The organism is Mycolicibacterium austroafricanum (assembly GCF_902705885.1).
Classification (GTDB): Bacteria; Actinomycetota; Actinomycetes; order Mycobacteriales; family Mycobacteriaceae; genus Mycobacterium; species Mycobacterium vanbaalenii_A.
On record NZ_CACSIP010000010.1, the window covers coordinates 1 to 14,268 of the forward strand.

14 protein-coding genes are annotated in these 14,268 nt (G+C 63.7%); 9 read left to right on the forward strand and 5 right to left on the reverse strand.

All coding sequences use genetic code 11. The features are described 5' to 3' along the window. The coding region (locus tag BEMPMBAN_RS07780) for an MCE family protein (protein ID WP_159229791.1) at nt 1–1,329 on the reverse strand (1,329 nt) is incomplete at its 3' end. Between the two features lie 520 nt (nt 1,330–1,849). Between BEMPMBAN_RS07780 and BEMPMBAN_RS07785 the strand changes: the two genes are divergently transcribed. From BEMPMBAN_RS07785 to BEMPMBAN_RS07800, 4 genes are all read left to right on the forward strand, one after another. Beyond that, nucleotides 1,850–2,617, forward strand: coding sequence for an MlaE family ABC transporter permease (locus BEMPMBAN_RS07785; protein WP_159229792.1), 768 nt, complete (start codon nt 1,850–1,852; stop codon nt 2,615–2,617). After that, complete coding sequence (locus tag BEMPMBAN_RS07790) at nt 2,614–3,468, forward strand: ABC transporter permease (protein ID WP_159229793.1); 855 nt, start codon at nt 2,614–2,616, stop codon at nt 3,466–3,468. Before BEMPMBAN_RS07785 ends, BEMPMBAN_RS07790 begins: the two co-directional genes overlap by 4 nt. A gap of 146 nt (nt 3,469–3,614) precedes the next feature. Continuing rightward, a complete protein-coding gene (locus BEMPMBAN_RS07795) occupies nt 3,615–3,956 on the forward strand; it encodes a hypothetical protein (RefSeq protein WP_159229794.1) in 342 nt (113 codons plus the stop codon). Between the two features lie 400 nt (nt 3,957–4,356). Then, nucleotides 4,357–5,061 (forward strand): histidine phosphatase family protein, encoded by a 705-nt coding sequence (locus BEMPMBAN_RS07800; RefSeq protein ID WP_200845916.1) that lies wholly within the window; start codon nt 4,357–4,359, stop codon nt 5,059–5,061. A 12-nt stretch (nt 5,062–5,073) separates the two neighbouring features. Here the strand turns inward: BEMPMBAN_RS07800 and BEMPMBAN_RS07805 are convergent, their stop codons facing one another. Further along, complete coding sequence (locus BEMPMBAN_RS07805) at nt 5,074–6,153, reverse strand: Gfo/Idh/MocA family protein (RefSeq protein WP_159229795.1); 1,080 nt, start codon at nt 6,151–6,153, stop codon at nt 5,074–5,076. A 57-nt stretch (nt 6,154–6,210) separates the two neighbouring features. On the opposite strand from BEMPMBAN_RS07805, the gene BEMPMBAN_RS07810 reads away from it, so the two are divergent. Continuing rightward, complete coding sequence (locus BEMPMBAN_RS07810) at nt 6,211–6,750, forward strand: nuclear transport factor 2 family protein (protein WP_234897357.1); 540 nt, start codon at nt 6,211–6,213, stop codon at nt 6,748–6,750. On the opposite strand, the gene BEMPMBAN_RS07815 is transcribed toward BEMPMBAN_RS07810, so the two are convergent. Beyond that, nucleotides 6,739–7,008 (reverse strand): hypothetical protein, encoded by a 270-nt coding sequence (locus tag BEMPMBAN_RS07815; protein ID WP_159229797.1) that lies wholly within the window; start codon nt 7,006–7,008, stop codon nt 6,739–6,741. The two genes, BEMPMBAN_RS07810 and BEMPMBAN_RS07815, sit on opposite strands and share 12 nt — an antisense overlap. A gap of 117 nt (nt 7,009–7,125) precedes the next feature. On the opposite strand from BEMPMBAN_RS07815, the gene BEMPMBAN_RS07820 reads away from it, so the two are divergent. After that, the gene (locus BEMPMBAN_RS07820) at nt 7,126–7,332 is read left to right on the forward strand and encodes a hypothetical protein (RefSeq protein WP_159229798.1); all 207 of its coding nucleotides are present in this window, start codon (nt 7,126–7,128) and stop codon (nt 7,330–7,332) included. A 1,136-nt stretch (nt 7,333–8,468) separates the two neighbouring features. Next, entirely contained in the window at nt 8,469–10,553 is a 2,085-nt protein-coding gene (locus BEMPMBAN_RS07825; RefSeq protein WP_159229799.1) for a carboxymuconolactone decarboxylase family protein, read from the forward strand. Nucleotides 10,554–10,618: 65 nt separating this feature from the next. Here the strand turns inward: BEMPMBAN_RS07825 and BEMPMBAN_RS07830 are convergent, their stop codons facing one another. Continuing rightward, nucleotides 10,619–11,236: a TetR/AcrR family transcriptional regulator gene (locus tag BEMPMBAN_RS07830; protein WP_159229800.1), complete on the reverse strand. Its 618-nt coding sequence runs from the start codon at nt 11,234–11,236 to the stop codon at nt 10,619–10,621. A 162-nt stretch (nt 11,237–11,398) separates the two neighbouring features. On the opposite strand from BEMPMBAN_RS07830, the gene BEMPMBAN_RS07835 reads away from it, so the two are divergent. Continuing rightward, nucleotides 11,399–12,292, forward strand: a complete 894-nt coding sequence (locus BEMPMBAN_RS07835) for a helix-turn-helix transcriptional regulator (protein WP_234897369.1) — start codon at nt 11,399–11,401, stop codon at nt 12,290–12,292. 87 nt (nt 12,293–12,379) lie between these two features. Here BEMPMBAN_RS07835 and BEMPMBAN_RS07840 read toward each other — a convergent pair whose 3' ends face one another. Beyond that, the gene (locus BEMPMBAN_RS07840; protein WP_159229802.1) at nt 12,380–13,480 is read right to left on the reverse strand and encodes an LLM class flavin-dependent oxidoreductase; all 1,101 of its coding nucleotides are present in this window, start codon (nt 13,478–13,480) and stop codon (nt 12,380–12,382) included. Nucleotides 13,481–13,900: 420 nt separating this feature from the next. Between BEMPMBAN_RS07840 and BEMPMBAN_RS07845 the strand changes: the two genes are divergently transcribed. Beyond that, nucleotides 13,901–14,197, forward strand: a complete 297-nt coding sequence (locus BEMPMBAN_RS07845) for a DUF485 domain-containing protein (protein ID WP_159229803.1) — start codon at nt 13,901–13,903, stop codon at nt 14,195–14,197. Nucleotides 14,198–14,268 lie beyond the last annotated feature (71 nt).

The following is a 14,268-nucleotide window of genomic DNA, read 5'->3' on the forward strand; positions in this document are numbered from 1 at the left end:
CTGCGGGGGTGCCGGGGGGACGCCGGGGTACAGCGGAGTTCCACCCGGCCCATACAGAGGAGCGCCATATGGTGGAGCACCCGGATAGGGCACCGGTCCGATGGCAGGTGGCCCATCGAGCCAGACCCGCGGCGGTTCCGGTATCGCCTTCGTGACAGGGAAGAGATTCTCCAAGAAGGGGTGTCCGATACCGGGATTCGGTCGGATGTCCAAGCCCGTACCCCAACCGGTGTTGGTGATCAACTGCCGGACGGGGAACATCTTGGAGGCGTCGGGGAGTGAGCCACAACTCGGCTTTCCGCCCGGCCCGCCTCTGGCCGCCACGATCGGCAGGTGCTGCGGGTACTTGTAAGGATCGTCGCCGAAGTGCAGGCCGGCGTCGACGACGAGGGTCCGACCGTTTCCGCCCACCGCCTCGTGGGCGCCGTTGTCCAGGTACCACTTGGCACCCATCAGAGTGCAGGTCAACATGGGGTCGTAGTTGAACAACAGGTTCGTGGTCGGTTCGAGCACGTTGATTGCGCGGATGGCATTGTCCCGGTTCGGCGCCAGCAAGTCGATGCCGGCGTTCGCGAATCCGATCGTGTTGAGCAACAACGCATCGAGATCCGACGCCTGCCTGGAGACGGTTTCACTCGACGTACTCGCCGCGTCGAGAACCGTGATGATGTCCTGAGCCGCCGCACTGTAGGCGTCAGCGAATTTGGCCGTCGATCGGAAGTCTTCGCGGAGAGTGTCCATTCGCGGGTTGATCGCAGACAGCACACGGTTGGCATCCGTGGTGGCTTGTCCGATGCGTTCACCCTGCCCCCGCAGCCCCTCAGCTAGGGCGGTCAGGGTGCCGTTGAGCTTGCTGATGTCGATCTTGTCGAGGATGCCGACGAGGTTTTCGAACACCGTGTTCACCTCGGTACTGACGTTGCGCGACTGCAGGACTGCCCCTCGCTCCAATCGTTGTGCGGTGGGCTCTCCGGGCACGATGAGGTCGACGTACTTCGCGCCGAACGCGGTGGTGGCCTTGATCTCCGCTTCGACATTGGCAGGGATGTACCGGATCTGATCCGGCGCGATCTCCAGGGTCAGCGATGCAGCGTCACCCGTTGACCTCAGGGACCCGACCCGACCGACCTCGGCCCCCCTCAGTTTGACCTTCGCCCCTGGCTCCATCACCAGACCAGACCGTTCCGAGGTAAGCGTGACGGGAACAAACCTGCGGAAGGTACCGGCGAAGAGTGCAGCTGCGATCAAGGCGAGCATTACGACGGTAATCACCAGGCCGGCGGCCCACCAGCCGTAACGCCTCGACAGGGAGGCTGAGTGCGCGCTCATCGGCAACTCCGCGCGACTTTCAGCGCCCGGTGCGCCGCGGGCGCCGCGGGCAGTGGTGGCGTTACCGGCGGGAGTACACGGTAGAGATGCGCTGACACCACACGAACTCCTTCCAAGCCGAATGCTGTGGTGCGGGTCACAACCACCACGATGCGCATCACTGTAGAAACTCCATCACTGGACAGTCAAGTGATAGACCATTTATGACACGAGTTAAAGATCGGCGCCCCGAACGCGCGCCGCGCAGTTGTCGCATGCCCTGAACTGGCCTAAACCAGACTCGAACCCCTCTGGGGCGGACGCGACCGTACAGAAGACTGATGGATCAGTTATTGAGTTCTCGAGTTTTTTTGTTTAACTTGGTGACGCCCATCACCACCGATGCCGAGGAGCCCCGTGTGACACGTTGCGAACCAGTCACGGTCGCGCGAACGTTCGGCCGAGCACCGCGACCCCTCCGTCGTCTCCGCACGGGCGACACGACCGGCAGCATCGTCGGCCTGCCCCGGAGGTTGGCCAAATGACTCTGCTCCAGCGCAGCGGCAAACCGCTAGGCGCTGTCGGCGGGTTCTTCGCGATGTCGCTCGACGCGCTGGTGCTGATGTTTCGTCCGCCATTCGCGTGGCGCGAGCTGGCTTTGCAGTGCTGGTTCGTCACGCGAGTGTCCATCGCGCCTGCGCTTTTCCTCGCGATGCCGCTGACAGTCCTCGTCGTCTTCATATTCAACATTTTGTTGGTCGAGATCGGTGCGGCCGACTTATCGGGCACGGCCAGCGCGGTGTCGATCATCACGCAGCTCTCGCCGATCGTGACGGTCCTGGTAGTCGCCGGCGCCGGAGCTACCGCGATGTGCGCAGACCTCGGCGCGCGCACCATTCGAGAGGAACTCGACGCCATGAAAGTCCTCGGCATAAACCCGGTCCAGGCTCTCGTTGTCCCACGTATCCTGGCCGCCACCGTCGTGGCCCTCCTTCTCTCGGGCTTGGTCATGCTGGTCGGCCTGACAGGAGCGTTTGCGTTCGCGGTGTTTATCCAACACGTGACGCCAGGCGCCTTCGTGGCGGGGTTGACGGTGCTTGTCGGACTCCCCGACGTCGTCATCGCCTTGGTGAAGGCTGCATTGTTCGGACTGGCGGCGAGCCTGATCGCCTGCTACAAGGGGACATCGGCGTCCGGGGGACCGGCCGGTGTCGGTAACGCAGTAAATGAGACCGTGGTGTTCTCTTTCATGGCTCTGTTCTTCATTAACGTGCTGGCGACCGCCGTAGGTGTGAAGGCGGCAGGATGACCGCGGTAGTTCCGAGCAAGAGGTTTCCACGAACCTCGATTGCCACACGACGACTCCTCAACGGTTGGTTCCAGTTGGGGCAGCAGACCGAGTTCTACGGTCAGACCGTCGTCAACGTCGGCCACGCGCTTCGCTCAAACTATAAAGAGATCCTGCGACTGATCGCTCAAATGAGCCTGGGTACAGGCGCTCTCGCGGTCATTGGTGGGACTGTCGTCGTCGTCGGATTTCTCACGATGTCGACGGGTGCACTGATCGCCGTACAGGGGTACAACCAACTGGCCGGGGTCGGCGTCGAAGCGCTGACCGGCTTCGCATCGGCCTATGTGAACGTTCGTATCATCGCGCCGGTCACCGCGGCCATCGCCCTCGCCGCCACCATCGGCGCCGGCGCCACGGCCCAGTTGGGCGCGATGCGCATCAACGAGGAGATCGATGCACTCGAGGCGATGGCGGTGAGGGCGGTCGCCTACCTGGCGTCGACACGGGTCATCGCGGGATTGATCGTCGTGCTCCCCCTCTACGGCATCGCCATTCTCATGTCCTTCCTGGCGGCGCGGTTCGGGACCACGATGATCTACGGCCAGTCGACGGGGGTGTACGACCACTACTTCCGGACCTTCCTCCGGCCGGCGGACGTCATGTGGTCCTTCGTCCAAGCGGTGACGATGGCGTTCGTCATCATGCTCATCCATACCTACTACGGCTTCAACGCTCGAGGCGGACCCGCCGGCGTGGGCGAAGCCGTGGGCCGCGCTGTGCGCACGTCGCTCATCGCCTCAGTCTTCGTCATCGTCGGGATCGCGCTCGCCGTGTACGGCCAGTCGGGCGGCTTCTACTTATCCGGTTAAGGCGCGACCACTAGCGCCGAAACTGCACCGCAGGTAACCTAGTCTAGTAATAGACTATCGATCATTGGAGGATGCCGGTGCTTTCCGCTTCGGTCCATCGTGCCTGGAAACGTAGTTCTGCTACAGGGTCTACCCCCGTTCGCCGCATGCTCGTCAGTGATCCTTCGGGCGGGGTCGCGCCCGCACTCTCAACCGCGGTCTCCGCGATCTCGCCGTCACTGAACGACGGCGAGATCGCTTGGCAGGCCGCCGCCGAAGTCACAGACCATTGCAGTCGTATGGAGCGAGCCGCGATCTATCTAGCTCTGGGGTGTGGTGACAACTTCGACGCTATCGTCCAAATGCTGGCCTTCGTCGGCCGCAACAAGATGGCACTGTCGGACGGCCTGAAAGCCAAATTGTCCCGCTGGCTTGACGGCTACGCGGGCACATCCCACGAAACTTCACTTCGGCCGGTGATCTCTCGGCTGCCCGCCCATCACCGATGACCGCCGGCGCTGCCCGGCCCGCCGGCCGAGTTGCGCAGCTCTGGGTCGGATATCCAGGAAGCCGGCCCAATTCGCGCCGTTATCCGCCTTCTCCACCTCGAGCCGATGGGATCTGCCTCCTATCGCGGTGGTCAATCGGTAAACGCGGGATCGCGCATGTTCGGCGGTCCGTGGACGGCCCGAGCTCTGCTGACGTACGCCAGCGACCTCAACCGCTCAATCCGGTTGTGATTGCCACGGCACCAACAAACCGCGGCTCCGGTGTCACCTCCATCGACCACGCGATTGGAAATTCCCCAACACCTCGGGATGTCGCGGAATGAGCGCAGCCGCAACGTGTCAGAGCAGCGGTGAGCACTCCTGTGCACCGTCGCACAGGAGTGCTTTCTGGGACGTGGCCATGACTGAGCGGCGTTGGCTCGCCGTGATGTTTGCAGCCATCCTCGCACTGGCCGGCATGACAGGCTGCACCGCCCCGAATCCAGTGGACATGGATCGCGCGATCACCCTGACCCTGGTGCGGCACGGCCAGTCAGAAGGCAATCTATCCGGGCGGATGGACACGTCGGTGCCGGGACCCCCGCTGACAGACCTTGGGTCGGAGCAGGCAGTCATGATCGCTAATCGACTGTCCGACAATCGCTATGACGGAATCTTCGCATCGACCATGATCCGCACTCAACAGACCGCTGAACCCATGGCCCATCGATGTGGCGAGATGGTCACCGCCGTCGAGGGTCTTCAGGAGATCGAAGCGGGAGTTTTCGAAGGACAGCCGGAGGCGTATGCGGTGAAGACCTATTACGGCGACATCGTCGACTGGACCATCGGGAACCGGGACCTCCGAATACCCGGCTCCATCGACGGCAACGAGTTCGACGACCGCTTCGATCGCGCGATCGATGAGATCTATGCAACCGGGGTCTTACGCCCGATCGTGTACTCCCACGGGGCTGCGATCGCAGCCTGGGCCACGATGAACGCCGAGAATTCTCGACCAGACTTGATGAAGACCGCGCCTCTGCCGAACACAGGATACGTTGTCCTTGACGGCAAACCAGGCGACTGGAAGCTAGTGGACTGGAACGGTACCCAGGTGCCGTAGAGGGCCATCCGCCTACGGCATCGGCTGTGCCGCAACGGCATCGAGGAAGCGGTGGTGACGCCCAGCATCCGCGAAAGTCGGTGCCAATCCGGTGTTTTCGGCGACATCAGAACGGATGTGTTCGTAGGCGCACGCGACGTTGTACGCGCGCGGACTCTTGCGAGCGAAGGCCTCAGACACGCATAGGTAGTGATCCGGAACAGCCAATGCGTCGAGAGGAACACCAGTACGGCTACCGTACAGGCTGAGCGATTCCAACTGGACATGACCGGAGCCGACGGCGTTCACCAGCAGATCCCCTTCGGTGCCGTTGATCTCCCAGGAGAAATTCGTACCGGCGCACACTCCACCGCGATAATGCACCGTTGCCACCGCGCCGTCGGCGAGCCGACCGGTGACTGCGACCTGGTCGGGGGCGGTCATCGGGGCGACCGCGTCACTTCCCTTCACGGCCACCTCCCCCCGGCGCGTTGCCACCGTGGAATGCACGGCTGCAAAGTCGCCCAAGACGAATGTCAAAGCGTCTGTCGCGTGGCCGAAAGGGATGGTCAACATCGTGGCGCCATTGGCGGGATCGAGTGTGTAGACATTGCGCGGATCCACCGTCGCGCCCCAGGTTCCACCTGAACCGACCATCGTCGTAGAAAGCACTGTGCCGACATAGCCGTCGGCCACCAGATCGCGCAGGTATCTGATCGCCGGAGCTGATCGGGCCTGAAGCCCGACAAACGCGGGAGCCCTCGCAGCCTCGGCCAGAGCCGCTGCTTCTACAGCATCGACCGCCAGCGGCCATTCGCAGAGGACGATCTTTCCGGCGTGAAGTGCCGGTGTTAGAAGCTCATGATGCTCGGGCACTTTCACGGTCACGACCACCATGTCAATGTCATCGGAGGATGCCAGCTCCGCAGCGCTGTCGAAAGCATGAGGCACCCCGTATGCCTCCGAAGCGGCGCGCGCCGCCTGCGGCGAGCTCGCCGAGAGACCTGTCAGTTCGAAGCCGCCCAGATGTCGCAACGCCGGCAGATGGGCCTGCGCGGCCCACCCGCCCGACGCGCTCAGCCCAATGACCCCGACTCGAATGGTTTCAGACATACTGCCCAGTTTAGTCTGTTGCTTGATTATTTATTACTAGACTGTTGTACTGAATTCGTGAAGGGTCAGAAGTCGCTACTTCAGCGCATCGCCAGTGAGCGCGAGATCGAACGTATCATCGTCGCCTACTGCCGGGGCATCGATCGTCGCGACAGCGAGTTGGTGCGATCGGTGTACCACGATGACGCCATCGACGACCACGGCGGTTCTTTCATCGGAGGCCCGGACGAGTATGTCGCGTGGGTGATGGATCATTTACTGCACTTCGAAAGCTCGATGCACACTCTTCACAACATCCTCGTCGACATCGACGACGACGACCGCGCCCAGGCCGAAAGTTACTGTGTAGCCCATCATGTGCGCGACACCGGCAACGATGAACTCCTGATGGACGTATTCGCCTGCCGCTACGTCGATAGGTTTGAGAACCGCCCGGGTGTCGGCTGGCGAATTGCGCATCGAATCGTCGTGGCGGAGTGGCGGTTACGTCAGCCGATGTTGAGTTTGGCCGAGCAACCGCAGGGTTTCGTGCGGGGGGCGCGCGACCATACAGACGTGAGCTATCTGGATCATTTGCCGCGGCGGCTAGCCGACTAAGGTTGGCGTTCCTTCGCCGCGGCCGGGATCTCGTTCTTCGACAACGAAGACCGTACTGCCGCGATGAAGCCCGGGGTTATCCGACGGACAGGCCGTCACCCAAGTGCTGAAGTACCACGTGTTGTCGCGCCCCGAACTGGTCGCGATCAACGGCGCGTTCGCCGACAACACACTGCCCAGCGGGCACACCACGGCGGCGATGCCGCTGCTGTTCGCCGCATTGATCGTGATGTCAAACCGGTTCCGCGGTGTGGCCATGTTTTTCACGCACACTCGGGCGGTCGACTCTCGGACACCCCGGCGGCCGACGCAGCGGCGCCCATCTTGGCCTGCGCTGCGTCGCCCTTCCTGGCCCGACGCGGCCGGATCCGCGCGGTGATCTCCCCGGCAGCGATGCGCTACACCCTTCGCACAGTTTTCGTCGTGCTGGTCGGCGTCGCCGGATCGGTGAGCGTGGACCTGGCACCGACTGGAGCAAGCGTCGCGGCGACCCGGTCATCATCGACAATCATCGGCGTGTCCTGGCACGTCAAGCCATCGCTCGCCAAATCCATTGAGCAATCGAAATTTTCGCGACGATGAAGATGCTCTGTGGGTACCCCCCTACGCGGGGAGTGATTATGGGGGCGCCCGCAATACCATCATAAATTGGGGCGTCAGCAGCGATTCGCCAGCACCCGGAGCTCCTCGGGAGCCAGTCGGTATACGGGTATAACTAGCACCCCTCTGCACCCCTCACATTCATTGACCCTCCGCGGATCTCCCGCTTATAAACAGCGGGCCTGTCAGTTTGTGACCGACGCAACAATTCGATGACTAGGCGAATCAGCGAGGAGTTGAGTGACATTTCTACGACGCCCGGGCCACTGAGCCACACCGACCGACGCACCCGTGGCGAAGCACGGGCAGACACCGCATCTGAAGCGACAAACAAGGTCGCGGATGCGGGTCGCACCAGCACCTCTTCGACCTCTACAGGGCGTCTTCACCCTCACGGCGACGCGCGTACTCAATGGCTCCGGGCGGGTGCCGTGGCCTTCGGGTTGGGCGTCGCCATCACGACGGGACACGGTGTCGCTTCCGCCGACTCCTCGGACGCCGGGTCCGAATCATCAGGCAGTTCGGCATCGTCGTCGGAGAGGTCGGGCCCCCGGTCCACTGAGTCGACGTCTCGATCGCAGAAGCGACACTCGCCGGCATCGGCCCGACAAGACGGAGCCGGCGATACTGATACTGACAGCCCCGCATCCTCGAGCAACACTAAATCTGGCACCAGGTCATCCCGAACTCTGACGCAGGAAAACGACTCCACGATTTCGGACCGCAAGGGCGGCAACGGCGAAGAGCGCGCCGACAGACCTGGTGGCTCCGCGGGCGACTCTGACACCGTCGCTGATGACCCCGACGACGAACAGGTCGACGCATCGAGCGACGCCGACACCGATGCCTCCACCCCCGTCGCCCCGGAGGCACCGGAAGCACCGGAAGCACCGGAGGCAAGCGACTCGTCAGATCCGACGAGTAACACCCCGGCGCGGAACGTGCGCCCAGTTCAGGCGCCTCGCAACCCCACCGAAACAGGTGCACGCCCGACCAACAGTCCCGCGCCGGTCGCACCGGTCGGACAGCTGGCCGGCGCTCTCTCACTAGCGGTCCGGGAAATCGACAGCATCCCGCCTGCCAATCCCGCCTCGCCGACGGTCGGTACCGGACTGTTCGTGCCGATCAACTCGCTGTTCGCCTTCGGCGGTCGCTGCGGCCTGATCTGCGACGGGGCCGACGGTACTGCTGCCCACGTCAACGGCGTCAGTGGTGGCTGGTTGGTGGGCAACGGTGGCGACGGCTGGTCGAGCACCCTGGCAGGGGTTGCCGGCGGCAACGGTGGCCACGGCGGGCTGCTGTCGGGCGATGGCGGTATCGGTGGCACCGGCGGCCTGGGCGCCGCCGGCGGCAGGGGCGGCAACGCCGGTCTGCTGGCCGGGCGGGGTGGAGATGGTGGCGCAGGCGGCGCCGGCGTGAATGGCCAAGTGGGTACGACCGGAGTCAACGGTGGTCGGGGCGGTGATGGAACCGCGGGCGGCAACGGTGGTGCCGGCGGTCACGGTGCGCTGCTGTTCGGTGTCGGCGGTACCGGCGGCGCCGGCGGTGCCGGAGGTATCGGTGGTGCCGGTGCCCACGGTGTGGACGCTGCTCTGAACAGTGAAGACAACGGCGGTCCCGGCGGTGAGGGCGGCGCCGGCGGTGCTGGCGGTATCGGTGGTGCCGGCGGACACGGTTCACTGTTGCTTGGCCGCGGTGGTGCCGGCGGCAACGGCGGCGCGGCAGGTCTCGGTGGTGCCGGCGGCTACGGGGGCACCGGGGGCGCAACCGTCATCACCTTGCCCGACGGGTCTATCGTCGACAGCGGTGCCGTCGGCGGTGCGGCCGGCCTCGGTGGCGCCGCCGGCCTGGCGGGCGCCGGGGGCAGAGGCGGTTCCGGTGGCCTGCTCGGCCGACCAGGGGCGGCCGGAGTCAGCGGCGCGACCGGCAGTACGGGCGGCGATGGCGACGCCGGCGGGGCGGGGGGCTTGGGGGGTCGGCTCCCATATTTTGATCTGGACAGCGCTACCCCGGAACAGCTGGCGCTGTACAACGAGATCCTGGCGATCGCCATCCCGACACAGGCAGCCACGGGCATCCAGCTCCTGGATGCAGATGGCCGGCTCATCGGTCCGCTCAATGCCTACATCTACAACGCGACAATCGGTACGGCACTGTTCGGGGTCGGCAATACCCTCGCATCGGCATCTCTATCCCCCTCTATCCGGGAGATCGCGATCCTGGCGTCAGGCGGGCTGTGGGGTTCTGAATACGAGCTCTATGCCCACAAGCTCGTGGCGGCCCTCTACGGAGTTCCCCAGGACGCGATTGAGTCGTTGGCGAACGGACAGACCCCGGTGGGGCTTACCGGAGAGGATCTGCTTGCCGCTCAGTTCGTACAAGAACTCACCTCGACCTACCGGGTCAGTGATGCGCTCTACGAGGCCGCGGTAGATGCGTTCGGGCTGACGGGTGTCGTCGACCTGGTCAACGTCACGGGCACCTACCTGGGAGTGTCGTTGCTGCTGAACGCACTTGAGCTACAGGGCCCAGAGTCGGCGGGGCCAGGTGTGCTGCCAACGCCCAACCCCCCGCCGTTCCCGGCGGACGGTCCCAACGGCCTGGGCGGTCGGTTGCCTCTGCTCGATCTGACCACCGCAACTCCCCAACAGGTGGCGCTGGCCGAGGCGATGCTGGCAGTCGCCGTTCCGACACAGGCGGCCACCGGCATCCAGCTCGTGAGCCCCGAGGGACAGCTCATCGGCCCGCTCAATGCGTACCTATACAACCCGACAATCGGCGAGGCGCTCTTCGGCGTCGGTAACTCCTTCGCATCGGCTTCCCTCACACCCCAGGTCAAGGAGATCGTGATCCTTTCGGTGGGCGGGCTCTGGGGCTCGGCGTACGAGGTCTATGCGCATGAGTTGGTGGCCGGCCTTTACAACGTTCCCCAGGACGCGATTGCGCTGCTGGCGAGCGGACAAGCGCCGATCGGCGCGGGTCTGACCGACAAAGAGCTGATCGCCGCCCAGTTCGTGCAAGAGCTCGTCTCGACCTATCGGGTCAACGATGAGCTGTACCACGCCGCCGAGGCGGCGTTCGGGCACGAGGGGCTGGTCGACATCATCAACCTCGCAGGCACGTACCTGGGTGCGTCGTTGGTACTGAACGCATTCGAGATTCCCGTTCCGCCCGACTCGACGACAACCAACAGCAACAGCTGATAAGCACCCACCACCAGCAGGTGCCCCCGCTCCATCCGACGAGGAGCGGGGGTTCCTCTGTGCTGTCAGGTGTAGCTGCGGACGAACACATCGACGCCATCGACGAGGATTTCATCGACGGCGTCCCACGCGCCGGTCTGCGTGGGATCCAGGGTGTCGAGTGCCAGCTGGAAGGTCAGCGCCACGAAGTGCTGGGCCGCGCGACGCGGGTTTTCGGTACGGATGACCCCCTCATCGGCGAACACCCGCATGCGCTGCTCGAAGAGCTCGCCGGGCGCGTTCCCGACGGACCGTGGATTCTGTTGTGACGGTGGACGACGGGTGGTCAGATTCCGGTAGTCGGCGTAATCCGAGGAAGGAAGCGCCTCCGTAGCGACGCGGCGAGCGAACGCCAGCAGCCCTGCACGCAGGTCACAGCCCACGGCCAACTCCTCTTCCAATGCAGCTTGGACGGCCACCGTGAGCGTCGCGGTGACACCCTCCAACACCGCGGCATGAATCCCTTCCTTGTCACCGAAATGGTCATACACCGTCCGCTTGGACACTCCGGCCCTCGCCGCAATGGCATCAACGCTCGTGAGCTCATAGCCGTCGCTGATGAAGAGTGCCCGGGCAGCCTCGAGAATCGCCAGGCGCTTCTGAAGCGAGCGTCCACGCCGACGTACTCCGGTGGCGGTCGTCATTCCCGCATCCTTTCGGCTCATCAATCAAAAGTGAAACCAAACTAGTCGGTGCAGTGTAGTTTGCTCCCCATGGGCAAGGACGCTCCCACCGGGGACACGGCGTGTCGGGTCCCACGGCAGCAGACCCTGTCCTCCGACGGCGCGGCATCGCGCCGCGATCCCATGCGACACACCCCTACGCCCGTGCCGGACGGTCCAGTCACCCCCGACGACGACAGCCGGTCGACCTCATCCGGGGACAAGGCCCGACGCGGGGCACTCGCGGACTTTCTTCGGGCACGTCGAGAGTCCTTGCAACCGGAGGACATCGGTATCCCCAGACGTGGCCGACGCCGCGTCAGAGGGCTACGCCGACATGAGGTTGCCGATGCTGCGGCGATGAGCGTCACCTGGTACACGTGGCTGGAGCAGGGCCGTGACATCCACGCCACCCCCCAAGTCATCGAGGCCCTGGCTCGCGCACTACAGCTGGACGACAGCGAGCACAGCTATCTCCGTCGTCTCGCCGGCGTCATCCCGAAAGCAATTCAACCCCGGCGGCCGCAGGTCGGCGACAGCCTCGTCAACCTCGTCGACAGCTTGTTGCCGAACCCTGCTCAACTCATGCTCCCCGCCACCGACTTGATCACCTGGAACCGTGCCTACGCCCGCATCTTCGTCGATCCATCGATATTGCCGGAAGAGGATCGTAATGCGTTGTGGATCCAGGCCATGTGTCCTGAGGTACGGCACCGCCTGGTCAACTGGGAAGGTGAAACCCAGATCGCCGTCGGGCGGTTTCGAGCCGAAGCTGCCAAGTATCCGGGTGATCCTCACTTCGGCCGCATCATCGGCAGGCTCACAAACGATAGTGACTTCTTCCGGGACATTTGGGGGCGCCATGAGGTACAGGGCTTCGAAGATCGTGTGAAGACGATCGAACACCCAGACGTCGGCGCTATCCGGGTCAGCGTCGTCAAGCTGCGACCGCTCGAGCACCCACACCTGATGTTGCTGGTCCACATGCTCGACGACGATGAATCGAGGGCACGCGCCAATCGGCTTCTTGCGCACTGAGTGCGCGGCTCAACTCGTTGTGGCGCAGTCAATTCGACACTGAGCCCCTGACCACCCCGACGTCGCGATGGCACCCTTTTCGGGTGCCTAGCCCTTGAGTTCGCGGAACATCTCGAGCTGCCACCTCACCGTGTCGGGCGTCCACGCGTCGAGGGTCACCTCCGAGCCGCCCCAGGAACCGAGCAGGTCGAAGGGTGCGACCTGCGTCGCGCCCGCGTCCACATAGGCCTGTACGACGTCTGTGACCTCGCTCGGGGTCCCGATCAGAAACGACCGCCGCACCATTTCATCTGGAATGCGTTGCAGCAAGAAGTCGACCTCAGCATGTGAGAGCCGCAGGGCGTCCCAGTGCAGCGAATAATCCCAACCGTCCGGGAAGACGGTATCGACGCCTTCGTCACGCCAAGACGCATGCGGAAAGCGACCCCACATGCTGGCCAACAGGCGCACGACCGGGCTTTGCAGGCCTGCTTCGATGACATCGGGGTCCTCATGCATCATCAGCAACGGCTGGATCCCGAAACCGAAGGCGTCAGGGTCTCGACCTGCGCGCTCGACGTCCTCCCGCACCGCGGTGACACGCTTGGCGTACGCCTCCGGGCTCGGTGCCGCGGCCGGAATCACCGTCATCCAACCGTCCGCATGGCTGGCCGCGAGTTCGATCAGCTTCGGACCGCCGCCAAGTGCCCAGAACTCGGGCCTGTGCGTGCGCTCGTGGCCGAGGAAAGCACGCTCGTACTTCCAGAAGTTCCCTTCGAAGTCGAACGGGGCATCAGATTCCCACAGCAGCTTGTAGAGCCGGAAATGATCCTCGATGCGGCCCAGACCTTCTGCACGGTCATAACCGAAGGGAACCGTGTTGTAACGCTCACCGACGCCGATCCAGCAGAGTGCCTTTCCTTCCGTCAGGCTCGCCAGGGTCAGACCCGCCCGAAACAGTTCAGCGGGTCCGCGTCGCAATGCGGGGATACCCCCGTACAGGACCCCGAGATTCGGATGGCGCGTGGCCATCACGCCCAACGCGATCCCGGGATCAAACCATGAACCGGCGTCTGGAGCGTCGCCCGGATTCTCCGGGCCGAACTGCGCGGGGACGAAACTCGCGGCGCCCAGTACGTCGGTCATCGCGACATAATCGACAACGCCTGACTCTTCCAGAATTCGCCCGATCCCCTCATCGATGCCCACCGGTGAGGATCGAAGGGGATTGACCATGAATACCGTCTCGATGGATCGCGCCACGTGGTGCCTCCGAGTCTCGCCGCTCATTGCGTTTGGCATCGTGGTCGTCGCGCGGCGAGAATGCCTCGGCCGCTACGCATCAGTCCACTCACCGGAGCCATGTGATCATGGACGACCCTCGACAAGATCGATTCAGCATCAAGGGCATCGAATCTTCAAGCTGGTGAATTTCAGATGATTGAGTGCTCTGGTTCGATGTCGCATTCGCCATCTGAAATCCGCCCGCTGGCGCAGTGTGAGTCGGAGCACCATTGTCGTTAATGTCCCTCTGCCCGCGGTTTTCAGTTCGGAGTCCGCCGACTATCCACCGGCGTAGGTGAATTCAACCACTGGCGGTCGGCGACGTTCGAGAACGGACTATCAGATATGCCTGATGCCACCTCGCCGGAGTCGGCGTACCGGGAGACAGCCAGAAGGCGACACCGCCTACAGATCAGCCTGGTAACGCTGGTGCTCGGCTACTACTTCGCCACAGTCACGTGTGTGAACTTCACATCAATTCTCGATGGGGCGGCTGTCGGGACAATCACCTGGGCGTACGTGGTGACGTACTCACAGTTTGTCGTCGCAGTCATCGTCACCATCGTCTACCGGAACCGGATCGGTGCGATCGAGCGCACATTCGCAGACAACAGCTCTGCATCACCCAGGCTCGACAGATGAGCTCCACCGGAATCGTGTTGTTCCTGAGTCTGATCGGGATCACCCTCGGTATCACGTTCTGGGCAGGCCGA